Origin of the sequence: Propionivibrio limicola, assembly GCF_009469695.1 — a bacterium.
Taxonomy (GTDB): Bacteria; Pseudomonadota; Gammaproteobacteria; order Burkholderiales; family Rhodocyclaceae; genus Propionivibrio; species Propionivibrio limicola.
Map to the genome: position 1 here is coordinate 127,123 of NZ_SSSR01000001.1, position 23,543 is coordinate 150,665.

The window sequence follows — 23,543 nt, forward strand, 5'->3', positions numbered from 1 at the left end:
GGTTTTCACTCCATTTAGGTAAAAATCAACAGCCGGTGATCGTGAGCCCGCTGACCGTGGCGGCGGCGTTGGCCGCGGTCGATTGGGTGTAGGTGAAGTTGCAGTTGCCCGGCGTCGGCGCGCCGAGGACGCCGAACGTCGCGACGGTTCCGGAGATCGAGTAGGTGTAGCCTTCGGCCTGCAGTTCGGTTTGCGTCGGTTTGAACACACCGGTCAACCCGGCGGCCGAAAGGATTCCGGCGTTGCCGGAAAAATCGGTGACGGCCGGGTAGCCATAGACCATGTAAACGAGGCCATTCTCGGTGCAGACGGTTCCGGTGGCGCCGGCGGCGTTCGACGCCGTTCCGCCGTCCGAACAGGCGGTCGTGTCAGCGATCCCGCCCCGCGCCAGCGTCGTGGCGTGGACAAGCGTCGAAGCGGCCATGACGCTGCCGCGCGCGGCTTGCAGCTTGGCGATCCGCGCGTCGCGCTGGAGGTTGGTGAAGCGCGGCAACGCGACAGCCGCGAGGATGCCAAGGATGATCACAACGACGATCAGTTCGATCAGCGTGAAGCCGCGCTCGCTCCGTGGGAGGCTACGGTCACGCCAGTCATTCATTCGGTAGTTCACTCTGTTTTCCAAGGAATATCCAAAGTAGCGGAATGGCATTTAACCACAACGTCCTCGGCAAACACAATGAAGAATCAAAAGCTTGAAGGACTTTTACCAACGCCCCCCGAATCGGCGTGGCTAATACACCACTCTTCGACCCGCTGCAGTCCGATTCCGGAAAGACTCGCGCGTGCGTTAGCCGCCTGCGGGCCGTCGACGAGGCGGAAACGCGCCTCGCGGCCGGAGCGGAAGCGGTAGGCAAGCTCACCGCGCACGCGGTCGTAGAACCAGACGCCGTCCCCGGAGGACGCCGGAGGCGCGCCGTCGATCTCGCCGAGGTAGTTCGGCGGACGCCGGCCGATCCAGACCAGCGGGTTGCCGCTCGCCGGCAGTTCGCCGCCGACGGCCTGGTGGTGGGCGATCCGGTCGAGGAGTTCGATGCGGATCGCCGCCGCCTCGCTCTGGACAGCGGCTTCCTCGAAGTCCTCGCGCACCCGCTCAAGCGCGCGGGCCAAAAGAAGCGCGAGGACGCCGACGACCGCGATCGAGATCGCGAACTCGAATTTCCGCATGCCGGCCCGCCCCATCACCTTACCGCTTGACCGCGACCTTGCCGAGGTCCCACATCGGCAGGAAGATGCCGAGCGCGAGAATCAGCACCATCACGCCGAGCAGCACGATGAGGATCGGCTCGATTTGCTGACCGAGCGTTTTGAGTTCGTATTCGACTTCCTGCCGGTACATGTCGCCGATTTCGGCCATCATGTCGTCGACCGCGCCCGACTCTTCGCCAACAGCAATCATCTGCAGGACGACCGGGGTAAAGATGCCGGCGCTGATCGCGGCGCGCAGCAGGCTTTCGCCGCGCTCGACGTTCTCGCGCATGCTCTCGACGCGGCGCGAAATGAAGACGTTATCGACTGTCTGCGCCGAATTGGAGAGCGCCTGCATCACCGGCACGCCACTGCGAATGCCGAGCGCGAAACTGCGCGAGAAGCGCGACAGCGCCGCCTTGTGCAGGATTTTCCCGGCAATCGGGATTTTCAGCGACAGCCTATCCCAATCATGCCGCCCGGCGGCCGTCTTGACCCATGCGCGGAAGGCGCCAATCGCTGCCAGCAAGCCGACCAACATAACCGGCCAATAATCAACCATGAAATTCGAGAACCCGAGCAGCACGCGCGTCATCAATGGCAACTGGGCACCGAAACCGGCAAACACTTTGGCAAAAGCCGGAATGACGAAGATGTTGACGACGACGATCGCCGCTGCCATCGCCAGCACGACGAACATCGGATAACGCAGCGCCGATTTGACCTGTTCGCGCATGTAGCGTTCGAACTCCAGATGCTCGAAGAGACGGAAGAACACTTCTTCGAGCAAACCAGTCGCTTCGCCGACGCGCACCATCGACAGGTAGAACGGAGAAAACACGCGCGGATGGCGAGCCAGCGCCTGTGATAGTTCGCGCCCCGCTTCCAGACTCTCGCGCACTTCACCGATCACGCGCCGCAGTTCCGGATTGATCGCCGCCTCCTGCAAACCGGCCAGCGCGCGCATGATTGGAACGCCGGACTTGAGCAGCGTGTGCAACTGGCGGCTGAACAACAGCAGGTCGATATGGGAGACGCGCGCCGGGAGCAGGGAAACATTCAGACCGGCACCTGCTTTCCCGGCCGCCCCGTCCGTGCGCGTTTTCGTTTCCCGGATTTCAACGGGAATCAGCCCCTGCCCCGACAGCATCTCGGCAACACTGCCCGGACTTACGTTTTCGACGACGCCTTCGACGAGACCGCCTCCGGCATTGCGTGCTTTGTAGGCAAAGGTCGCCACCGTCAATCCTCGAACTGGACGCTGATCCGCATGGCTTCCTCAACGGTCGTCCGTCCCTGCACGACCTGCCGCACGGCATCGCGGCGCAAGGTTTCACCGGCCATCTGCCGGCGCGCCGCCTGGACAAACAGTGCCAAGTCCTCGCCGTTGAGCGCCTCGACGAGATCGTTGCTCATTTCGAGCATCTCGTAGACGGCCGTCCGCCCCTGGTAGCCCGTTCCACCGCAGTGCGCGCAGCCACGCCCGCGCTGGTAATGCTGCCGATCGACGGTATCGCCCAACTCGTAGCGCAGCCATTCGCGTTCGTTCGGGGTCGGCGTATAGGATTCGGCGCAGTTTTCGCAGACGAGGCGGACTAGCCGCTGGGCCAGCACCAGCTGCAGCGACAACGCCACCATGTAGCGCGGCACGCCCATGTCGAGCAAGCGAATCGGCGTTGAAACCACGTCGTTGGTGTGCAGCGTCGAAAGCACCATGTGGCCGGTCATCGCGGCCCGCATGCCGATTTCCGCCGTCATCTGATCGCGCATTTCGCCGACCAGAATGATGTCCGGGTCCTGCCGCAGCGCCGACCGCAGCACCCGTTCGAAAGAGAGATCGATTTTCTCGTGCACCTGGACCTGATTGATGCCGGGCAAGCGGTATTCGACCGGGTCTTCGACGGTGATGACCTTTTTTTCCGTCGTATTGAGTTCGGCCAGCGTCGCGTAAAGCGTCGTCGTCTTGCCGCTCCCCGTGGGGCCGGTGACCAGCACCATGCCGCTCGGCCGCCGAACGGCTTTGCGCAGACGTTCCAGAACAGGCGCCGGCATATTGAGCCGCTCAAGACCGAGCAGGCCCGTGTTCTGGTTGAGCAATCGCATGACCACCGATTCGCCGAACTGCGTCGGCATGGTCGATATGCGCACGTCGACCATCGTATTGCGCACCTTGATGGCGAAACGACCGTCGAGGGGCAAGCGCTTCTCCGAGATATCGAGACCGGATATCAACTTCAGGCGCAAGGCCAGTGCCGACGCAATCTTGCTGTCGGCCTCCATCTGCACATAGAGAACGCCGTCGATGCGGAAGCGGACGCGCAGCGAGCGCTCCTGCGGCTCGATGTGGATATCGGACGCCCGCGTGCGCATGGCCTCTTCGAAAACCGTTTGCAACAGCTTGACGACGGGCGCTTCTTCAGCGCCCGTGGCCGCCCCGAGCAGTTCGCCGAACTCGACCGGCACGTCGCCCAAGTCCTCGGTCAATTCGCGCGCCAGGCCGCTGATCTCGTCGGTGCGCCGATAAACGCGGTCGATGAGCGCCAGCAACTGGCTTTCGGCCACCACGGCCAGTTCGACCTCGCGGCGCGTCAGACGCAGGATGTCATCGTAAGCCTGCAGATCGGTCGGATCGACAAACCCGACCTGTAAATGCCCATGAATCTCGCCGAGCACAACGGCGCGAAAACGCCGCGCCTGCGCTTCTGTGAGCAGGTTGATCAATTCCGGATTCGGGTTGAACTGCTTGAGATCAACAAAAGGCGCGTTCAACTGGCGGGCCAGCGCACGCGAGATCGCTTCCTCGGTGGCAAACGAGCTTTCGACGACAATGCGCCCGAGCTTACGGCCACTGCGTTTCTGTTCCTCAAGGGCAAATTTGAGCTGCTCTTCGGTCAGCACTCCTTGCTGGATCAGCAAGTCACCGAGTCTGATTTTTTCCGGACGCGCCATTCAGATTCCAGTCGTTTTTATGGGTGGTACGCGGGGCCACCGATTCTATCCGAATCATGGTCGCAAAGTGTTTTCAAGGTTTCCTGAACCAACCGAAAACCTGCACCTCTCCCCTGATCGGCGACGCCATGGATCAAGAACCCGCGGGAGTTTCTCTTTCGTAAAACCGGATCGTATTGCGCCCGGCCTCCTTGGCCTGGTACATCGCCACGTCGGCCCATTTGAGAACGTCGGGCGGCGTCGCTTCGTGGTTGATGAAAATGACGACACCGATGCTGGCCGTGCAGCGATGCTCGATGAGCTGGTCAGGCGCGCCGGCTTTCTTCACGGTCAGCACATGCGGTTCGGCCAGCACATGCGGTTCGGCCAGCACATGGTGGATTTTCTCGGCGACGATGCGCGCCTGCACGGTCGATTCGGCGCGGCTCGTGTCGAGTTCGCTCAAGACGACGACAAACTCGTCGCCACCGAAGCGTGCAACGGTGTCGGTTTCACGCACGCAATCGGTCAGCCGCCGGGCGACCTGCTCCAGCAGAAGGTCGCCGACGGGATGGCCGTGCGTATCGTTAAGCGGCTTGAAATTATCGAGATCGAGGAACATCAGCGCGGCATAACGACCGCTGCGCCGGCTGGCGGCCATCACCAGCCCAAGCCGGTCGTCGAGCAGGCGACGATTCGGCAAGCCGGTCAGCGCATCGTAGAAGGCCAGGCCGCGAATCTTCTCTTCGGCCTGATGGCGTTCGATGACGAGCAGCACCAGATTGGCGTAGCTCTTGATCAGTTCGATGCTGTCGTCCGCGTCAATTCCCGCCCCCTGAACTGACTCGCGCCGGTAGAGCGCGATTGAGCCGAGCACCTTGCCGGACGGGTCCTTGAGAAGATGCGTGAGGCAAGCGCGCAGACCAATTTGCTCCGCCATCTCGCGGCGAGGCCCGGACGCCGGATGCGCCAGAAGATTGTCGATAACAAGCGTATCGGCAAAATCCCGGCCGAGGTCGGCATAACGTTCGGCCACGACGGTACGATCCACGGCCCGCACATAGTCTTCCGGCAAACTCGGCGCCGCCACCACTCGCAGCGCCTCCCCTGCTTCATCGAGCAGCCGGATCGAGCAAAAAACGCCGGGATGCAAGGCTTCGATCCGATGCGCGAGCAAATCGAGGACTTCATGCAGCATTTGTCCCGCGTTGATCCGGCAGAGGATCTCGTTGTTCAGTTCAAGCTCCCGCGTACGCCGGAGCAACGCCAGCTCGGCCACTTTTCTCGCCGTAATGTCCTGCATGGCGCCGACCAGTCTTACGGTCTTGCCATCGCGCTGGATAGCCTCGCCACGGCTATGAATCCACACCTAGCGCCCGCTCGGCAGCGTCAGCAGCGACTCGTGCTCCCACGGCGTGCCGTCGTTGATCGCCCGTTCGACCTCGGCCATCCGGGCCGGGCGTTCTTCCGGCGCGTAGAACGACAACGCCTCCTCGGCCTTGAGCACACTTCCCGGCGGCAGCTCACGGATGCGCGCCGCTTCGGCGCTGAGGATGATCGTATGCGAACCGATATCGCGCTCCCAGCCACCGATACGCGCCATCTCGTTGGTACGCCGCAGGCTTGAGTTCAAACGCATCAGCCGCTCCTCCGCGCTCTTGCGCAAAACGACTTCCTTGCGCAGACGGTAAAGCATCACCCCCATCGCCGACACGATGGCCAGCGCGGCGAGAATCCCCCACAGCAGCCCCCAAACGATGCGGCGCATGCGATTCTCGCTCGCCCCCACATCCGGGTCGTAAATAAATCCGTCGAGCCGCGCATCGCTCGCCGCCATGCCGGTTTCCTTGAAGGCATCAACCATGCTCTGCCAGCGCCAGCGGTTCATGTGCCCGATTTCGACCATGGCCGGCAAGACCAGCGACCGCATGGCCTCGGCCTCGAACTGCAAATGCTCGCGCGTCTTCGGGACACGGTACTTGTCGAGCAGCAGGTCGATCACTTCGTCCGGATGCTCCATGGCGTAGTTCCAGCCGCGCAGCGTGGCGGCACGGAACATTTTTACGCGTTCCGGGTGCTGACGCAGCTCATCCTCCGACGTGAAGAGGATGTCGCCGTAGTAGTCGATGCCGTAATGACTCGGATTGATGACGTTATATTCGATGCCGAGCTGACGCAGGACGAACGGTTCGTTGGTGAGATAGGAATTGAACGCATCGACCTTGCCCGCAACAAGATCCTTGATGTCGTAGCTGGTCGGCTGGATATTGACCGTTTCCGGCTTGACGCCTTCGTGCAGCAGCATGGCGTAAAAATCCGAGTCATGCCGACCGCGCATGAGCATGACTTTCTTGCCGACCAGATCATGCGGCGTGCGGATTCCGGAATCGGCCCGCGTCACCAGCACCGACGGCGAATGCTGGAAGATCGCCGCCAGCGCGACCAGCGGCTGTCCGCGCAAGCGCTCGTACAGCACCTCGCTGTTGGCGGCGCCATATTGCGCCCGGCCGGAGAGCACTTCATCGACCGGCAGCTTGCCGGGGCCACCCTCGAGCAAGCGCACATCAAGCCCGGCTTCCTGGTAGAAGCCCTTTTCGAGCGCCACGTAATAGCCTGCAAACTGGAACTGGTGCATCCAGCGCAGTTGCACGTTGACCGTTTCGGATGCATTGGACTCGGCGCGACTGGCCCATGCCCCGAACAGGCCGGACAGCGCGAACAACACGGAAAGCAGGCGGATCAGCGTCAGTTTCAAGGCCGGGCTCACAAAAGGTTGAAGACGAACAACCCACGAAGGACGCTGAACGTTTGAACAGCGGCTTGCCGATTATGCCACTTGCCCAACAGCCGTGTGTTTTCTGATCGCTTTTGCGCTTGGCAAGACAAAGACGTATTCACCACCAAGGCACCAAGAACACAAAGTTTCACCAAGAAAACCCTCGAAAGGCTGTTGCCTGTCTTGTTTCTTTTCTTGGTGCGATCTTGGTGCCCTTGGTGACTTGGTGGTTCGCTTTTTTCTATCCTCTGGCACACGCAAGGGCAACAAGTTCGCGCGCCTGCGCCCGACACGCCTTGCAGGTCGCCGGTTCGAGCGCTTTCAGCCAGCGCTTGGGGATGGCGTCGTAGCCGTAGAGCGCGCCGCCGAGCATGCCGGCGATGGCGCCGGTGGTATCGGCATCGCCGCCGCGGTTGGTCACGTCGATCAGGTAGTGCTCGAAGGTATCGGTATCGACCAGTCCCTGCAGGACGACGTGCAGGGTGTGGACGATCCAGCCGCTCGGGTTTTCCTGCCGTTTGCTGCGGTAGGAAAACTCGGGGAATGCCTGCAGCAACGGCTCGATGCGTTGGCGATAAACCGAGCGCAACGGAAGGCCGAGTAAAAAATCCTGCACCGCGAAGGTGAGAAAGTCGCAGGCGCCGTCGGACACCGGGTTGTTGTGCGTCGCATGCGCCTGCGCGCGCACCGCCTGCCGGACGACCTCGGGCGATTTCCCAAGCGTCGCCAGCGCAACCGGCAGGACGCGCATCGCGGCACCGTTGCCGGCATCGTATTCGGACGGCGCGGCCTCCGGATTGCCCGTACGCCGGAAGGAAATCAGGTTGCGCCGCACGGTGTTGCCGATATCGACCGGCTTGCTGCGCATCCAGCCGTCGAAGGCATGGGCGCAGGAAAGCGGCACGACCTCGCCACCGTCAGACAGAATCGCCGCGCCCAGCGCCAGCGACATCGTCGTGTCGTCGGTCACTTTCCCCGGCTTGAGATTGAGCCAGCCGCCACCGCAGATGTCGCGATGCTCGCCGTACTTGGCCGCAATCTCGTGCGGCGTCATGAACTCGACCGTGGCGCCGAGCGCGTCGCCGATGGCCAAGCCAAGGTAGGCGGCTTCGGCGCGGGAGGTCAGTTCCGTGAGCGAAGAATTCACACTCATGCCTTATCGATGTAAATGGCCGGACGCCATCAGGCCGGGATGACGACCACCTCGCCCTTGAGCACTTGCGCCTGGCACGCCAGCCGGTGATGGCGCGGCGCCATGTTGTCCTTGAGCACCTGATCCTCCAGCGCCGACGGCGCACCGAGATTCTCGTGGCCGCTGATCACTTTCGTCAGGCAGGTGCAGCACTCGCCTTCACGACAGCCGTAGGTGATGCCGGCGCCGACCTTCTCGGAGACCTCGATCAGGCGCGTGCCGGCCGGCACGGATACGGTCACATTGACGTCGGCGAAAGTTACGTTTGCCTTGGGCATGGATTGAGTCCTTTCTCTTTTCCGTTCAGGCCAGTGTGGCCATATCGATAATCTGGTTTTCCATCTGGCCGGTCAGGTGCAAGGCCAGGTCGCGGCCGAAGGAGCGACACTCGGCGAGCTCCACCTCGGTCGGGATCAGCCGCGCCCGCACGCCTTTCATCGGCACGCGCAGCTTCAGGCCGCGCAGGCGGTCCTCGATCATGCCGACTGCTTCGCCGGTCCAGCCATAGGAACCGAAGGCGCCGCCCATCTTGCTACGCACCTGGATGGTGGCCAACGACGAGAGCAAATCCCATACCGGTTTGACCGCATCGCCGTTGATCGTCGGACTACCGACGACAAGCGCGTCGGCCTCCTCGATCAGATCGACGAACGGCGCCACTTCACCGCCCTCGATGTCGTACAGCGAAACGAGCACGCCGCCGGCTTCTTCGGCACCGGCCGCGATTTCCTCGGCCATGGCGCGGGTGCTGCCGTAGGCGGAAATGTAAAAGACGAGCAGCGTCTTCAACTCACCCGTCTCTTTTCCAAGCGCGGGCGACGACAACTCGCGGTAGCGCTGCAGGTAGCGTTGCGGCCGGTCGCGCAAGACCGGGCCGTGCGACGGCGCGACGATCCGCACCGGCAGCGCCTCGATCTGTTCGAGCGCTTCGAGCACATGCGCGCGGAACGGCCGCATGATGTGCGCGTAGTAGTAATCGAACGAGAAGCGGAAATCGCCGACCGCGTCGTTGAACAGGCGCGCATCGCAATAGTGGCAGCCGAAGGCGTCGCCGGAGAACAGGATGCCTTCGTCGGCCAGCCAGGTGCACATCGTGTCCGGCCAGTGCAGGAACGGCGTCTGGAAGAAGCGCAACGTGCGCCCGCCCAGATCGACCGAGTCACCCGTATGCACGGCGGTGAATTCGAGCCGGTCGCCGTGCAGCAAGCCTTTCAGCATCGGGCGACCGCGGCCGGAAATGTACAGCTTCGCCTGCGGCGCGCGCTTGAGCAGCTCCGGCAGCGAACCGGAATGGTCGGGCTCCATGTGGTTGAGCACAATGGCCCGGATTTCGTCGTAACGGGCAATCGATTCGATGCGCCGGAAAAAATCGTCGGCGAAGTTGGCCTTGACCGTATCGATGATCGCCACGCCGTCGTTGCCGCGCACGGCGTAGGCGTTGTAGGTCGTCCCGTTGGCCGTTTTCAGGATGATGTCGAAGGTGCGCAAGTCGGGATCGCGCACGCCGATCCAATGCACGCCCGGCGCAATTTCGACGGCACCTTCGCTCTGAGCAACGCCCGGCCTGTTCATCGTCCGCTCCTAACGCGCCGAGATTTCGGCCTGCACTGCTGCCCAGCGCTCGGGCGGGATGCCGGTCAGCGAGCCGGGAGGGTTCATTTCCTCGCCAGCCGAGTTGAGGATAGCGCCCTCGACCGGACAGATCGACGCGCACTGTGGGTCGTCGAACTCGCCGGCGCACTCGTTGCACTTGTCGGCGTCAATCAAATAATGCGGCTTGGCCGCAAAAATCGCCTTGCTCGGGCAAAGCGGCTCGCACGCCGAGCAATTCACGCAACTGTCGATAATCTCAAGGGCCATGACCTGTTTTCTCCACAATTTCCCTGTCGGGACTCACGCCCGCCGTTCGCCTTGCCCTACGCCGCCCAGCTTGCCGGCCTCCAGCAGGCTGCGCCAGACGGCCATCACCGCTTCTTCGACCGGCTCCATCGCGTGTTCGACGTTCGGGCAGATACCCGCCGCCTCCAGCGCGCCCCACGGCTCGATGCCGATCCGTGAGCACAGCACGACTTCGCAGCCTTCAAGCGCCCGGATGATGCGGTCGATACGCGACTCACCGTCGCCACACGTCTCGCTACCGCCGCAGTACTTGTCGGTCTTGCGATGGCCGATCAGCTTGACGCCCGCTTCGGTCGCTTCATAGACGAGGAATTCGCGCGCGTAACCGAAATGCTCGTTCACCACGCCGGAGCCCTTGGTCGCCACGGCCATCAGCACCGGACGGCCCTGCGGCTTGCGTGCCGGACGGTGAAAGGTAACCACCTGCGTCGTTGGTGCCGGCGCGTGCGCCCGCGCCCGTTTCGCTTCGAGTTCGGCATTCGCCTTTTCGCGGAACGCCTGCCGGCGCGCCAACGCGGCTTCGTGGTCAATTTCCATGGCTTCGACCTTCTCCATGGTGAATTCGGCGCCGCGGTCCTCGCCGAGCATGCCGACCGCGTCGGCCCGGCACTGGCGGCAGTGGCGCATCATGTTCATGTTGCCTTCGCAGGCATCCTGCAAGGCTTTCAGCTCATCAGCCGTCGGGCTGCGCTGGCCCATGAGACCGAAGAAGGTGCCATGTTCGGGCTCGGCGATCAGCGGCATCACGTTATGCAGGAAGGCGCCCTTGGCCTTGACGATGCGCGAGACTTCCTTGAGATGCTCGTCGTTGACGCCGGGGATCATCACCGAATTGACCTTGACCAGAATGCCGCGCGCCACCAGCATCTCCAGGCCCTTCTGCTGCTGCTCGATGAGGATCGCCGCCGCCTCGCGGCCACGCACGCGCTGGTTCTTCCAGAAGATCCACGGATAAATCTTGGCGCCGATGTCGGGATCGACACAATTGATGGTGATCGTCACGTGCTCGATGTTGTGCCTGGCGAGTTCGTCCACGCACTCGGGCAGCGCCAGACCGTTCGTCGACACGCAGAGCTTGATGTCCGGCGCCTTCTCGGCCAGCTGGCGGAAGGTGGCGAAAGTGCGCTGCGGGTTGGCCAGAGGATCGCCCGGGCCGGCGATGCCGAGCACCGACATTTGCGGGATGTGCGCGGCCACGGCCAGCGTCTTTTTCACCGCCTGCTCGGGCGTCAGCACTTCCGACACGACGCCGGGACGCGACTCGTTGGCGCAATCGTATTTGCGATTGCAGTAGTTGCACTGAATGTTGCATGCCGGCGCCACGGCCGCATGCATGCGCGCAAAGTAGTGGTGTGCGTCTTCCGAATAGCAGGGATGGTCCTGCACTTTGGCACGCACCTCGTCGGACAAGCCGTTCATCTGCGAGGCCGTCGACCCGCAACTGCCCGCGCCGCATCCGCCGCCTGCAGGGGCAAAGGCCGGCGAAACCGTTTGTTCTGTCGTTTGAAGGCTCACGTCGTTCTCCGCGAAGTCTGTTCGACCTTCTAGGAGCAATGGCTGTGCCACACCAACGACAAGAAACAATGCCTTGTTTTTAAACAAACTATTATCAACAGGCGTTTGTCGCGTTACGAACAAGACAATGACAACGCGACGACCTGTGATAAAAACGACAGCCCATCCATCGCCCGCAGCAACCTACCGACATGACCACCGCCCGCTTTTCCCTGGACACCGTTCGCACCCTCGCCAACGAAAAAACCTTCGCCCGCGGCATGGCCTATTTTCATGAAGGCGCCGTCGGCGTGATCGACGAGGATGGCCACACAATCAGCGCCACCTCAACGGCACATACCCCTATCGCGTCGAACTCACCGCCAGCGACGACGAACTCGATTACGACTGCACCTGCCCGGTCGGACAGGACGGTGAGTTCTGCAAACACGCCGTCGCGCTGGCGCTGGCCTGGCTCGAAAACAGCGGCGAGGAAGTCTTCCACGACGGCGAGCCGGAAAAACCGAAGAAAAAACGCGCCACCAAGGCCGACACGCTCCGCGACTACCTCGAAACGCTCTCCGAAAGCGAATTGCGCGAGGTTCTGATTGATGCAGCGGACCGCGACCGGAATCTGCGCGACCGCCTGCTGTTTGCCGCCAAGGGCCGCGACAGCCGAGGCATTGCCGACCTGAGCGGACTCATCAACCAAGCCACGAAAATCGAGGGTTTCCTCGCCTGGGACGAGGCATGGAAGTACGAAGAACGCCTCAACGACTTGGCCACGATGCTCGAAAAACGCATCGACAGCAGCGACGCCCAACTCGTCGAACTGATCGAACAGGCCATCACCCAGGCAGAATCGGCCCTCGAACACATCGACGACTCGAATGGCGACGTGTATCCCGCTATCCAAGGGCTGCGGGAGGTTCATCAACTCGCCTGTACCCGCCTCCACCCGGACCCGGTCGACCTGGCCGAGCGGTTGTTCCACTACCAGATGGAGGGAGACTGGGACACTTTCCATACCATCCTGCCGGCCTACGAATCGGCGCTCGGTGCGCAGGGGCTGGCGCGCTACCAGGAACTGATTGAAGCGGAATACGACGAACTACCGATCCTCACGGCCAAAGACGCCAATAAATCGTGGAACTCGCGCCGCAATCGTCTCGAAGCCGCGCTGACCGCCTTGGCCAAACAGCGCGGCGACATCGACGCCATCGTCGCCATCAAATCGCGCGACCTGTCGTCGCCCATGCAGCATCTCGAAATTGCCCAACTGCTCGCCGAACACCAGCGCTTCGACGAAGCCCTGACCTGGGCCAACGACGGCATCGCCGCTTTTCCGGAGAACAACCGCACCGACGATCTACTCACCTTCTGCATCGACGAACACCTGCGACGCGGCAACGCCGACGACGTCGAACGACTGGCCTGGCAACGCTTCGAACACCGCCCCAACCAGGAGGCGTTCGCCTTGCTGCTCAAGACCGCAACACACATCGGTCGCCACGACGATATGCGCCAAAAAGCGCTGGCGTTCCTCGAAGCCCGCGTCGCCGCCGAAGAATCCTCAGGGGAAAAGCCGAGCGTCTGGTCACCCTGTACCCGCAACACCCTCGTCGAAATCCATCTCACCGAGGGCAACGGCGAAGCAATGTGGGCGACGCTCAAGGGCGGACGAACCAGCAAAAACCTTTGGGAACGCTGCGCCGCCATGCGCGGCAAAACCCACCCGGACGACGCCATCGCCCTCTATTTCAAGATGCTGCCAATGGCCATCGAGGAAGGCACGCGCAACGCCCGCTACGAACAGGCATTCCGACTGGTCCAGTCAATCGGCAAACTGCGCGGACAACAAGGCAAAACGACTGAATTCGCCGCGGAACTCGCCCGCATCCGCCTTGAATACAAGGCTAAACGTAATTTCATCAAGGCGCTTTCGGTGTTGTAGGCGAGGCGGCAGAACTTCGGAGGGCGTCGCGTAGCCCTGTTTCGCGACGCCCTCCAAGAAAGTCATGAAGACTGAGTCACGATGATGTTCTGTGCAGGCATCGGGGCGGGGAAGCCGGCTCCGGCCAGAGACTCTTTGATCATGCGATTCGTGTCGAAATAGACCTGCCAGTAGTGATCGTTGTGGCAATAAGGGCGAACGACCAGAACGGGCCCCACGAGATTGAACTCCAGTATGGCGACATCGACAACGGGTTCCGCCAGCACATTCGGGATAGTGGCCACTTTGTCGCGTAGCAACTGCATGGCCGTTTGGTGATCGGCGGCACCGGACAATTGCGCTTTCAGATCAACCCGGCGGAAAGGGTTGCTGGAGTAGTTCTGGATGGTATCCGAGAAAATCTTGTTGTTTCCGATGATGGTTTGCACATTGTCTGGCGTGTTGATCGTTGTCGTGAACAAGCCAAGTTCGGTCACGGTGCCGGTAATACCGCCAATGGTCACAAAATCACCAACCTTGATGGGACGCAGTACGACCATAAACGCGCCCGCCGCAAAATTGGCCAGCAACCCCGACCACGCCAAACCGATGGCGACGCCTGCGGCAGCAATCAGCGCGGCAAACGTGGTGGTCTGGATGCCGAAATAACCGAGGATGCCAATCACCAGCAGCACGTTCAAAGTGACCGTGATGATTGACCCCAGATAGCGCAATACGGTGGGATCGACCTTTTGTTTTTCCAGCGAGTTGCGAACCAGTCTGACCGCAAAGCCGATCAACCAGCGGCCGATGACCCAGAAAAGGATCGCCGCAATGATCTTGACGCCGAAATCGCTCGCATATTGAATCGCCAGATCCTGGTAACGCGAGAATTGTTGAGCATTCATCGCCTGTTCTCCTTTGCGCTTGTTATCTTGTGATGGGCAAATGCTGCTGGGTCAATGCAATTCGATTGGCCGGAAAATTTGCGGACAACACAGTCACACCAATAATTTGGTTCATCGCGCTTTGCCGGAAAAAGCGCGATGAACCAATTTTCATACCTCGCTTATTTTTTTTCCGGAGCGGTGGCCTCGTTGGCCTTCTTCATCGCCTCTTCGGCGGCGTTTTTCGCTTCGGTAGCCGCCTTGTCGGCAGCCTCCTTGGTTTTGTCGACCGCTGTGTTGGCGACTTCGCCGACTTTTTCCGCGGCTTCTTTGCCCGCTTCAGTCACGGCCTCGCCGGTCTTTAGTGCCGCTTCCTTGCTGGCTTCGCCGGCCGCTTTGATCGCTTCAGCCGCTTCTTTTGCGGCAGACTCTGCCGCCGTCGGGGCGGCTACCGCGGGTTCTTCCTTTTTGCCGCAGGCAACGATAAACGGCAGACAGATCATGGTGGCGAGCAGGGTTCGGGAAAGAATTCTCATGAGATGGCATCTCCATTCTGACAAATCGGAATTGTTTGGGACTGCGCAGCATTCATACCGGGAGTGCGATGACGATGCCGACCGTGCAATACGACGACATCGTCTTGCGTGCGGGGGTTACTTGGTGCCCTTTGCATCGGCCTGACACTTCTTGATGAAGGAGGCTTTGGCTGCGCCGGTCAGAGGTTTCCCATCTTTACCGACAGCTTTTGCTTCGCAATTTGCCCCGGAGGCCGCACCACCCCGGGCCTCATTTTCACATTTCTTCATAAATGACATTTTGGCGGCCCCAGTCAGAGGCTTGCCATTTTTCCCAATGGCCCTGGCTTCACAATCGGATGCCATAGGCGCGGATACCGTTGCGGCGGGAGCTGGTTTTGTCGAGGCGGCGGGCGCTTGGGCGAAAGCGGTCGCGGTGACAAACAAGCTGGAGAGTACGACGACAAGTAGCTTGGACATACGAAACCTCCTTATTCGTGAGCACTGGCGATAGGCCGATTCCACAAGAGCAAGGCCGGAAAACATGGGGGCACGCCGGAACAAAGGTGTTGCCTTTGCAACATGTGGCGTCTATGTCACCACAGCTCAAGAATAGCGCCACGAAGAAGAAATACAAGAACCGCAAGTCGGCGACTCTGTGGTGATTTTTGGTTGTTCGCCTTGTTTCGTGCGATTGCCCTGCTCATCGCCACGCTACGGCTGCCTCAGTGACATAAGCTGTTAAAATCCGCCACCGGAGATGGCATTCCTCCTTTAACCGCCCTTCGGGCTGATGATGCCTACATAGTTCCCTGGCCCCATCGGGAGAATGTAGACGCTCGTCCATTTCTTCTCTGCGTGTCCAGATTCATTCAACAAACCCGATGGACACGCATGAAATCCTCCAAGCGCCCCGAACAGATCGATCTGCTGCCTTACCTTGGCAAATGGATTTTGTTGTCGATGGCCGTTGCCGCGCTGGCCGGCTCGGCATCCGCCTTCTTCCTCCTATCGCTCGACTGGGCGACTGAAACCCGTAACACCCACCGCTGGCTCATCTGGCTGCTGCCGTTCGCCGGGTTTTTCGTCGGCTGGCTGTACCTGAAATTCGGCCAGCAGGTCGAAGCAGGCAACAATCTGCTCATCGACGAAATTCACGATCCGAAGAAAGTGATTCCCCTCCGCATGGCACCGCTGGTGCTCGGTGGCACAGTGATTTCCCACCTGTTCGGCGCCTCGGTCGGACGCGAGGGAACCGCCGTTCAAATGGGCGGCGCACTGGCCGATCAGCTCACCCATCTTTTCAAGCTGAAGCACGAAGACCGCCGCATCATCCTGATGGCCGGCATCAGCGCCGGCTTCGCTTCGGTCTTCGGCACCCCGCTCGCGGGCGCCGTCTGGGGGCTGGAGGTATTGGCCATCGGACGGTTGCGCTACGACGCCCTGCTCGCCTGCACGGTAGCGGCCATCGTGGCTGACCAGGTCTGCGCTTTCTGGGGCGTGCATCACACCCACTACATCATCCCCGCGATTCCGCCTGTTACGGCCTGGGGACTTGGCGCCACAGTCCTCGCCGGCATGGTCTTCGGCCTGGCCGGCAAGGCATTCGCCGACGCCACACACGCACTCAGCGGATGGGTCAAGAAGACGATCAGCTACGCGCCGTTCCGCCCCTTGCTCGGCGGCGCAATTCTGGCCATCGTCATCATGTGTTTTGCCGTGGACCGTTACATCGGCCTCGGCGTGCCTGTCATCGTGGAAGCCTTTCAAAAGCCGCTGCCGGCTTACGACTTTCTCGGCAAGATGGTCTTTACCGTATTTTCACTGGGCGTCGGATTCAAGGGCGGCGAAGTCACACCGTTGTTTTACATCGGCGCCACGCTGGGCAATGCCCTTGCCCCTCTGCTCAACATGCCGTTCCCGCTCTTGGCCGGCATAGGTTTCGTCGCCGTCTTCGCCGGCGCCGCCAACACGCCGATCGCCTCGACACTGATGGCCATCGAACTGTTCGGCGCCGAAATCGGCGTCTATGCCGGCATCGCCTGCGTCATCAGTTACCTGTTTTCCGGCCACACCGGCATCTACCGGTCGCAACGCTTTGGTCAAGGAAAGCACAAGCACGCGCCCGAGGGGATGAAGCTGGGAGAACTGCCCGCCTATCGCAAGCAACTCCAGACCAAGGCGAGCCAGCCTGGCGCAACGGAAGACAAAGCGGATGAGCAATCATGAGCGAATGTCGGCCCGCCGCGCATACCGCGCCGACAGCATCGAGCAGACGTCATGTAGAAGCAGTCGCCGCAACCGAGCGGCTCGTAGTATTTGAGGACGACCTTGTAGCCGTCCAAGTCACCCGCCCCCTTGTCTGACGCGGTATCGGCACATTGCCTATCTCAAGAATCGAACGGCTTCTATAGACAACGTTGAGCTTGCCGGTCGCCTCCAGATAGCGCGCCACATCGGCCGCCGACAGCGCGCTCGCCTCGGATTCGTTGATTCGGGTAATCATCGATTCACCAACAAAAGCCGCAAAGGGAAGGACTCGGGATGATAAAGGCACACCTTGGCGGTGAGAAGTGAAAGAAGCGAAACGAGCGTTATTGCACGGGGATCACGCGCTCGCCGCGCCGGAGCTGGTTGCGCAGTTGCTGGACCCGCGCATCGATGGCTTCGAGTTCGGCGAGGTGGTCTCGCTCCTCCTGACTGGTCGCCAGAATGCTGGCGATGCCGCCGTTGCGGATGATGAGCCGCTGCTCGGCCATCAGCGCCAGAATCGGGTCGTGCGTGGCCATGAGGACGATCTTTTCCTGCCGCACGAGGAGCTGCAGCGCCTTCTTGCGGTCGATGCCGGCGTTTTCCACTTCGTCGATCAGCACCACCGGCGAGGCGGAAAGGAAGGCGGTGTCGGCGATCATCAGCGCCCGCGACTGGCCGCCGGACAGCGCCGTAACGGGCGTTGTCGCACTGAACGACTCGCCGGCCAGCCGGTTGGCCTGCAGGATGATGTCGTCAACGATCGTTTCGCTGTCGATCTGCCGGCTTTCGGCGTGCATGCGGATGAAGTCGCCGGCCGCGAGGTCCATGACGAAGTTCATGTTCTGCGAGAGCTGGGCGACGAGCTTGTGCTCCAGCGCAAAGCGCAACTCCGGGTCGGGTGCGGCACCGTTGATCAGGATGCGCCGGCCGGTCGGTGTGTCGCCCTGCGCCATCCATTCGATGTCGGCGAGCAGGCGGCTTTTGCCCGAGCCGGTCGGGCCGACGATGCTGGTGATGCTGCCGGGGTGGAGCGTGAGTTCGCAATTTTCCGGCTCGCCGGTCTTGTTGCGCCCGCCGATGACGGTCAGGCACTCGACCTTGAGCGGTGAATGCCGGACCGGTGGATGCAGCAGCCGGTCGATGTGGTGCAGCAGTTGTTCCGGGCCGATGCCGACATGCTCAAAGTGATCGCTGGGCAGTTGCGCCATATAAGCTGCCAGCGTCACCGAACCATCCGGCGGCGGTTCGATGCCGAAATCGGCAAGCTGCATTTTCAGCAAGGGATACGCGGTCAGCAGTTCGGTCAGAGGCCGCTGCCACCAAGGGGGGGCTGTAGTCGACGAATCGTTCATCTGAAAAACCTCAGTTTGAACCGCTTTCAACGCAGAGATCGCGGAGATACAGAGGGCGCAGAGAAAAGCATTGAGTTGCAAGGCGCGTGGAGTGCGTACTTGTGCGCTGGGCTTGCGTCTTCTCTGCCTTTTCTCGGTTTTTCTCTGCGTTCTCTGCGTCGAATGCGGTTTGCTTTTTCATCGTCACACCTTGATCTTGCGGATGTTGCCTTCCTGGAAGTCGTCGCCGATGCGCGTCTCGCCGAGGCAGTAGGAACAGAGGGCGGCCGGTAGCGTGAAGCGTAGCGCGCCGCCTTCCAGCGTCGGCACGTCGGCCGCGTCGTTGAGCAGTGTCGTCAGCTCGTAGGCGCCCTGCCCGGTGATGCCGTTCACGTGCAGGATGCGCGCCTTGCTGTTGGCCTGCCGCACCTTGAAGGCGAACACTTCGCGCTCGGCTTGCGAGACGATGTCGCCCTTGGTGATGACGACGATGTCGGCCATCTTGAGCATCGGCCCGACCTTCTTCGGCGTGTTGATGCCCATCAGGTTGTCGATCACGCAGATCGCCAGCACGCCGCGGATGTGCGGCGAGCAGCGGTTGCACAGGCCGGCGCTCTCGGAAATCAGCAGGTCGAACCCCTCGCCGACGCCCCAGCGCACGCAGTCGTCGATGTTGCTGACGAAGTAGTGGTCCGGACACAGATTGCCCGACAGCCCCACCCGTACCGGCACGTCGAGCGCGGCGTAGCGTTCGTCGTCATCGGTGGCAAGGCAGTCGAACTTGACGACGCCGACCTGGCGCCCCTCGCCGTGCAGCACGCGGATGACGTTGGCCAGCACCGACGTCTTGCCGGACGACGGCGGGCCGGAGACGGTGATCAGCTTCATCCGCGAATCCTCAACCTTTCCTTACGCTGGCCGGCAAACCCGCCTGAAACTCGGCATCGAGCACGTTCGACAATTCGTTGAAATCACTCGACGCCAGCGTATCCATGTCGGCCATCGAATACGGCTGCGACCAGTCCATCGCATCGACGGTGTGGATATCGCCCTTGGCCAGCACGTCGCGCAGCGACTCGCCCCAGAAGAACGGCAGCACGTCGCGGCAGGCGTCGAGCTGGTCGTGCTTCACGAAGAGCAGCATCGGCGTCAGGATCGGGCCGTCGCTCAGCTTCACCTCGACGACGCGCTTGCGGCTCGGAATCTGGCGGATCGCCGCGCTCGGCATGAGCACGAAGCGGGCGCGCTCCGGGTCGCTCGAATCCATGCTCTTGATGATCTGCGAAAAATGCTTGAGGTAGCGAATATTGGCGGCGAACTGGCGCGGCGCGCCCTCGCCCAGCCGCGTGCGCAACACCATCAGCAGCGCCGTGCCGGAGACATGGCCGCTGCACCCATGCATGCCGATTTCGCCGGCGTAGCAGGGTTTGACGAGGTCGTTCCAGGTCGTCGGCACCGGGCTCGACGATTCGACGCTTTCGTCCATCACCATGCCCCACGAGCCGAAGCCAAGGAAGCCGAGGTTGTGCTTTTCTCCAACGGCGCGGAATTCCGGCGAAAGCAAGTCCGCCCATTCCGGTCGCGTCAGGCCGACGTAGAGACCGGAATCGATGAAGCGCGACTTGAACGGCTGCGTGAACAGCGCGTGGTAGTTGTTGGTCAGCCAAACGTCCGGCACGTCGTTGAGCGTCTCCGCGACGGCCATGTCGTCCTCCACCGAATGCGGCTCGCCTTCGAGCAGCGTCGGGCTGTGGAGCGGCACGTCGTGCGTCGCGTTGTACTCGGCGACGAAACTTTCCAGCACGCCCTTCAGCCGCACCTTGAGCGGACACGGCACGCTGATGTGCAGATTGATCGCATCGGGGCGCAACAACGGCACCGGCTCGGCGCTGACCTGCGCCAGAAAGTCGAGAAAATGGTTGGATTTGTCCGAAATGTCGGATTGAACGCTCACGGAAAGCTCCGGAAAAAGGCAGATTCCGGAACCGTGCAAGTTCGATGCCAAGGTCGCTTTTCAGGTGACAGGCCAATAAAAAGCAAACCACCAAGTCACCAAGAACACCAAGGTGGCACCAAGAAAACATTCCAACGCTCTGTTTTTCTTGGTGAAACTTTGTGCCCTTGGTGACTTGGTGGTGAAACGCTTTTATCCAGAGGCCAGAACGAATGTCAGCTTTGAAACATTCGCTGTCGCAAACGGCGCGACGAGGCGGCGCGGCTTAGTGCTTTTTTCCCATCCACTGGCCCGACTTGCCGTCGCTCGTCTTTTCGCAAACGACGTCGACGCCCGCGAGGGTAGCCTTCTCGCCCACGTTGAAGAACTTGCCGTGATCGCCGGAATAGCATTGCGGGACTTTGGCGGCCACAGCCGGTTTCGCCGCTTCGGCGGGTTTTGCAGGAGCGGTCGATTGGGAAGCGCAGGCCGTCAGCGCGAGAACGGCGGCGGTAAGGATGAACAGGGAACGCATGAAACAAATCTCCTTGATGGGTTGAACTGCGCCGGCGATTCTCTTGCATCGATGTTGCAGATTCATTGCAGCCGCGTCCGAACAAAATCCCATCGCAGCGCGCACGATGCAGGGATAATTCAAGGCTTCGCTCTCACCCGCCATTACGGAAAGCCCCCCATGGCCGCCAAGGAAGCCAAAGCCCGCATCAAGATCAACAAACTGCTCGACGAAACCGGCAAACCGCTGCTCGTACTCGAAGCCAAGTCGGAGGACAAGAACCCGCTGGTCGGCAAGAAACTGGCACTTTTGTTGCCGAAACCAATCCGTGTTCCCCTAACTGCTTTCAGATCCCCGGAGAGACGTTGAAACCATGAATGCCAATCCTTCCTCCCAAGGACTCACGCGCGGCCTGCGCAATCGCCACATTCAACTCATCGCGCTGGGCGGTGCCATCGGCACCGGGCTCTTTCTCGGTGTGGCGCAGACCATCAAGCTGGCGGGGCCGTCCGTTCTTCTCGGTTATGCAGTGGCCGGCCTGATTGCCTTCTTCATCATGCGCCAGCTTGGCGAGATGGTGGTCGAGGAGCCTGTCGCCGGTTCATTCAGCCATTTTGCGAACAAATACTGGGGCAGTCTGGCGGGATTTGCTTCGGGCTGGAATTACTGGGTGCTGTACGTACTGGTCAGCATGGCCGAACTGACGGCGGTCGGCATTTATGTGCAATTCTGGTTTCCCGGCGTGCCGACCTGGGCCTCCGCGCTGGCGTTCTACCTGTTGATCAACGCCATCAATATGCTGCACGTCAAACTCTTCGGCGAGATGGAATTCTGGTTTTCGATCATCAAGGTGCTGGCGATCGTCAGCATGATCGTTTTCGGTCTTTTCCTGCTGTTGAGCGGCCAGGCCGGGCCACAGGCCAGCGTTGCCAATCTGTGGCAACTCGGCGGCTTTTTCCCGCATGGGGTGAGCGGGCTGGTCATGGCCATGGCGATCATCATGTTCTCGTTCGGCGGGCTCGAACTCGTCGGCATCACGGCCGCCGAGGCCGACAATCCCGAGGTGAGCATTCCGAAAGCGACGAATCAGGTGATCTACCGCATCCTGATCTTCTACGTCGGCGCACTGGCCATCCTGCTTTCGCTCTATCCGTGGGACAAGGTGCAGGAAGGCGGCAGCCCCTTCGTGATGATTTTCCACGCGCTCGACAGCCAGATCGTCGCCAATCTGCTCAATTTTGTCGTGCTGACGGCGGCGCTGTCGGTCTATAACAGTTGCGTCTATTGCAACAGCCGCATGCTGCTCGGGCTGGCCGCGCAGGGCAATGCTCCGGCCGTGCTGGCGCGCGTCAATAAGCGCGGCATCCCGCTGCTGGCGCTCGGCGTCTCGGCGGCAGCGACCGGGCTTTGCGTTCTGATCAATTTCCTGATGCCAGGAAAAGCCTTTGAGCTGCTAATGGCGCTGGTCGTCGCGGCGCTAATCATCAACTGGGCCATGATCAGCGCGACCCATCTGATGTTCCGCAAAGCGCTGCAGGAACGTCGCCAGACGCCGCGCTACCGCAGCTGGGGGCAGCCATATAGCAATTACATCTGTCTGGTCTTCATGGCCGGCATTCTGGCGGTGATGTGGCAGGTGCCGGACATGCGCCTGTCGGTCACCCTGATCCCGGTCTGGCTGGCCGTGCTGGCCCTCGGCTTCTGGTTCAAGCAGCGTCGCAATACGCTGGATGCCACTGAACCCACGCTCTTGACCCCCGCCTACGCCGAGGATGAGCAGTGATGACACCATCGCCATCAATCACCGTCCCAACCGCTATCTTTCCTGATCCGTCTGACCGGCCTGACTTAACCTGAAAGGAAAAACCATGAAACTCGCCTGGATCGTTACCGCCACCAGCCTGCTTTTCTCGCCATTGTCGATGGCGCAGGAGACTCCGGCTTCGCGCCTGGATACTGTCATCAAGACGCAAAAACTGCGCGTCTGCTCACCCGGCGACTATCGCCCGTTCAGCCTGGCGCGAACGGATGGCACCTTCGAAGGACTGGACATCGACCTCGTTCAATCGGCCGCCAAGGCTCTGGGCGCCCAGGTCGAGATGGTCAAAACAAGCTGGCCTACCCTGATGAAGGATTTCCAGGAAAAATGCGATATCGCCATCGGCGGCATTTCGGTCACGCTGGAACGCCAGAAGAGCGCCTTTTTCACCGCGCCTTACATGGTCAATGGCAAGGCGCCGATTACCCGCTGTGAAAACGTGGCGCGCTTCCAGAGCATTGCCGACATCGACAAGCCGAACGTGACGGTGGTCGAGAATCCTGGCGGCAGCAACGAGCGTTTTGCCCGCGCCAATTTCAAACAGGCCAAGATCGTCATCTTCAATGACAACACGACGATCTTCGACGAAATTCTCAAGGGCAACGCCGACCTGATGATCTCGGAATCGGTCGAAACGATCGTGCAACAGAAACTGCGCCCCGGCCTCTGCGCGGTCAATCCCGAGAAGCCGCTCCAGTACGGCGAAATGGCCTGGCTGCTGCCGCGTGGCGATAGCGTCTTCAAAGCCTGGATCGACCAGTGGCTGCACCTGGCCAAGGCCACGGGCGAATACGACAAGATCGTTGCGCAGTGGGTGCGCTGAGTAGCACCCACGGCAAACCACTCCCCAGTTGACCGGTCAATTTCATCGAGACTTGACCATA

At 61.2% G+C, this 23,543-nt stretch carries 25 protein-coding genes and 1 riboswitch; of the genes, 5 read left to right on the forward strand and 20 right to left on the reverse strand.

What is annotated here, in order from left to right; all coding sequences use genetic code 11:
* Positions 1–25 precede the first annotated feature (25 nt).
* From GH659_RS15080 to GH659_RS14840, 12 genes are all read right to left on the reverse strand, one after another.
* Positions 26–610: a prepilin-type N-terminal cleavage/methylation domain-containing protein gene (locus GH659_RS15080; protein WP_281349689.1), complete on the reverse strand. Its 585-nt coding sequence runs from the start codon at positions 608–610 to the stop codon at positions 26–28.
* A 74-nt stretch (positions 611–684) separates the two neighbouring features.
* Positions 685–1,164, reverse strand: a complete 480-nt coding sequence (locus GH659_RS00615) for a hypothetical protein (protein WP_153108781.1) — start codon at positions 1,162–1,164, stop codon at positions 685–687.
* A gap of 19 nt (positions 1,165–1,183) precedes the next feature.
* Positions 1,184–2,425: a type II secretion system F family protein gene (locus tag GH659_RS00620; protein WP_153108782.1), complete on the reverse strand. Its 1,242-nt coding sequence runs from the start codon at positions 2,423–2,425 to the stop codon at positions 1,184–1,186.
* 2 nt (positions 2,426–2,427) lie between these two features.
* Positions 2,428–4,134, reverse strand: a complete 1,707-nt coding sequence (locus GH659_RS00625) for a GspE/PulE family protein (protein WP_153108783.1) — start codon at positions 4,132–4,134, stop codon at positions 2,428–2,430.
* Between the two features lie 133 nt (positions 4,135–4,267).
* Positions 4,268–5,482: a sensor domain-containing diguanylate cyclase gene (locus GH659_RS00630; protein WP_211364052.1), complete on the reverse strand. Its 1,215-nt coding sequence runs from the start codon at positions 5,480–5,482 to the stop codon at positions 4,268–4,270.
* Positions 5,483–6,868: an ABC transporter substrate-binding protein gene (locus tag GH659_RS00635; protein WP_153108784.1), complete on the reverse strand. Its 1,386-nt coding sequence runs from the start codon at positions 6,866–6,868 to the stop codon at positions 5,483–5,485.
* Positions 6,869–7,130: 262 nt separating this feature from the next.
* Positions 7,131–8,042 (reverse strand): ADP-ribosyl-[dinitrogen reductase] hydrolase, encoded by a 912-nt coding sequence (gene draG / locus GH659_RS00640; protein ID WP_153108785.1) that lies wholly within the window; start codon positions 8,040–8,042, stop codon positions 7,131–7,133.
* 29 nt (positions 8,043–8,071) lie between these two features.
* A complete protein-coding gene (locus GH659_RS00645) occupies positions 8,072–8,359 on the reverse strand; it encodes a 2Fe-2S iron-sulfur cluster-binding protein (protein WP_153108786.1) in 288 nt (95 codons plus the stop codon).
* Between the two features lie 25 nt (positions 8,360–8,384).
* Positions 8,385–9,653, reverse strand: a complete 1,269-nt coding sequence (locus GH659_RS00650; RefSeq protein WP_153108787.1) for an FprA family A-type flavoprotein — start codon at positions 9,651–9,653, stop codon at positions 8,385–8,387.
* A gap of 9 nt (positions 9,654–9,662) precedes the next feature.
* Entirely contained in the window at positions 9,663–9,941 is a 279-nt protein-coding gene (locus GH659_RS00655; protein WP_153108788.1) for a 4Fe-4S dicluster domain-containing protein, read from the reverse strand.
* A gap of 33 nt (positions 9,942–9,974) precedes the next feature.
* A complete protein-coding gene (gene nifB, locus GH659_RS00660) occupies positions 9,975–11,495 on the reverse strand; it encodes a nitrogenase cofactor biosynthesis protein NifB (RefSeq protein ID WP_246167592.1) in 1,521 nt (506 codons plus the stop codon).
* Between the two features lie 113 nt (positions 11,496–11,608).
* Positions 11,609–11,806 carry a hypothetical protein gene (locus GH659_RS14840; protein WP_211364053.1) on the reverse strand — a complete coding sequence of 66 codons (198 nt, stop codon included), beginning with the start codon at positions 11,804–11,806 and terminating at the stop codon, positions 11,609–11,611.
* Between the two features lie 134 nt (positions 11,807–11,940).
* On the opposite strand from GH659_RS14840, the gene GH659_RS00665 reads away from it, so the two are divergent.
* Positions 11,941–13,428 (forward strand): DUF6880 family protein, encoded by a 1,488-nt coding sequence (locus GH659_RS00665; protein ID WP_343030077.1) that lies wholly within the window; start codon positions 11,941–11,943, stop codon positions 13,426–13,428.
* Between the two features lie 62 nt (positions 13,429–13,490).
* Here GH659_RS00665 and GH659_RS00670 read toward each other — a convergent pair whose 3' ends face one another.
* From GH659_RS00670 to GH659_RS00680, 3 genes are all read right to left on the reverse strand, one after another.
* The gene (locus GH659_RS00670) at positions 13,491–14,315 is read right to left on the reverse strand and encodes a mechanosensitive ion channel family protein (RefSeq protein WP_153108789.1); all 825 of its coding nucleotides are present in this window, start codon (positions 14,313–14,315) and stop codon (positions 13,491–13,493) included.
* A gap of 161 nt (positions 14,316–14,476) precedes the next feature.
* On the reverse strand, positions 14,477–14,830 hold the full coding sequence (locus GH659_RS00675; protein WP_153108790.1) for a hypothetical protein: 354 nt from the start codon (positions 14,828–14,830) through the stop codon (positions 14,477–14,479).
* A gap of 117 nt (positions 14,831–14,947) precedes the next feature.
* Positions 14,948–15,289 (reverse strand): hypothetical protein, encoded by a 342-nt coding sequence (locus GH659_RS00680; RefSeq protein ID WP_153108791.1) that lies wholly within the window; start codon positions 15,287–15,289, stop codon positions 14,948–14,950.
* Between the two features lie 267 nt (positions 15,290–15,556).
* A riboswitch (Fluoride riboswitch) is annotated at positions 15,557–15,619 on the forward strand.
* A gap of 84 nt (positions 15,620–15,703) precedes the next feature.
* Between GH659_RS00680 and GH659_RS00685 the strand changes: the two genes are divergently transcribed.
* Positions 15,704–17,038 carry a voltage-gated chloride channel family protein gene (locus tag GH659_RS00685; protein WP_153108792.1) on the forward strand — a complete coding sequence of 445 codons (1,335 nt, stop codon included), beginning with the start codon at positions 15,704–15,706 and terminating at the stop codon, positions 17,036–17,038.
* Positions 17,039–17,087: 49 nt separating this feature from the next.
* Here GH659_RS00685 and GH659_RS00690 read toward each other — a convergent pair whose 3' ends face one another.
* The 5 genes from GH659_RS00690 to GH659_RS00710 form a co-directional block, all read right to left on the reverse strand.
* Positions 17,088–17,315 carry a hypothetical protein gene (locus GH659_RS00690; protein WP_153108793.1) on the reverse strand — a complete coding sequence of 76 codons (228 nt, stop codon included), beginning with the start codon at positions 17,313–17,315 and terminating at the stop codon, positions 17,088–17,090.
* A gap of 88 nt (positions 17,316–17,403) precedes the next feature.
* Positions 17,404–18,414 (reverse strand): ATP-binding cassette domain-containing protein, encoded by a 1,011-nt coding sequence (locus tag GH659_RS00695; protein WP_153108794.1) that lies wholly within the window; start codon positions 18,412–18,414, stop codon positions 17,404–17,406.
* Positions 18,415–18,597: 183 nt separating this feature from the next.
* Positions 18,598–19,281: a GTP-binding protein gene (locus tag GH659_RS00700; protein ID WP_153108795.1), complete on the reverse strand. Its 684-nt coding sequence runs from the start codon at positions 19,279–19,281 to the stop codon at positions 18,598–18,600.
* A gap of 10 nt (positions 19,282–19,291) precedes the next feature.
* Positions 19,292–20,347 carry an ABC transporter substrate-binding protein gene (locus GH659_RS00705; protein WP_153108796.1) on the reverse strand — a complete coding sequence of 352 codons (1,056 nt, stop codon included), beginning with the start codon at positions 20,345–20,347 and terminating at the stop codon, positions 19,292–19,294.
* 265 nt (positions 20,348–20,612) lie between these two features.
* The gene (locus GH659_RS00710; RefSeq protein WP_153108797.1) at positions 20,613–20,861 is read right to left on the reverse strand and encodes a hypothetical protein; all 249 of its coding nucleotides are present in this window, start codon (positions 20,859–20,861) and stop codon (positions 20,613–20,615) included.
* A 159-nt stretch (positions 20,862–21,020) separates the two neighbouring features.
* Between GH659_RS00710 and GH659_RS00715 the strand changes: the two genes are divergently transcribed.
* The 3 genes from GH659_RS00715 to GH659_RS00725 all read left to right on the forward strand — a co-directional run bounded on the left by GH659_RS00715 (position 21,021) and on the right by GH659_RS00725 (position 23,482).
* Entirely contained in the window at positions 21,021–21,209 is a 189-nt protein-coding gene (locus GH659_RS00715) for a hypothetical protein (RefSeq protein ID WP_153108798.1), read from the forward strand.
* A gap of 4 nt (positions 21,210–21,213) precedes the next feature.
* Positions 21,214–22,623, forward strand: a complete 1,410-nt coding sequence (locus tag GH659_RS00720; protein ID WP_153108799.1) for an amino acid permease — start codon at positions 21,214–21,216, stop codon at positions 22,621–22,623.
* 85 nt (positions 22,624–22,708) lie between these two features.
* On the forward strand, positions 22,709–23,482 hold the full coding sequence (locus GH659_RS00725; protein ID WP_153108800.1) for a transporter substrate-binding domain-containing protein: 774 nt from the start codon (positions 22,709–22,711) through the stop codon (positions 23,480–23,482).
* Positions 23,483–23,543 lie beyond the last annotated feature (61 nt).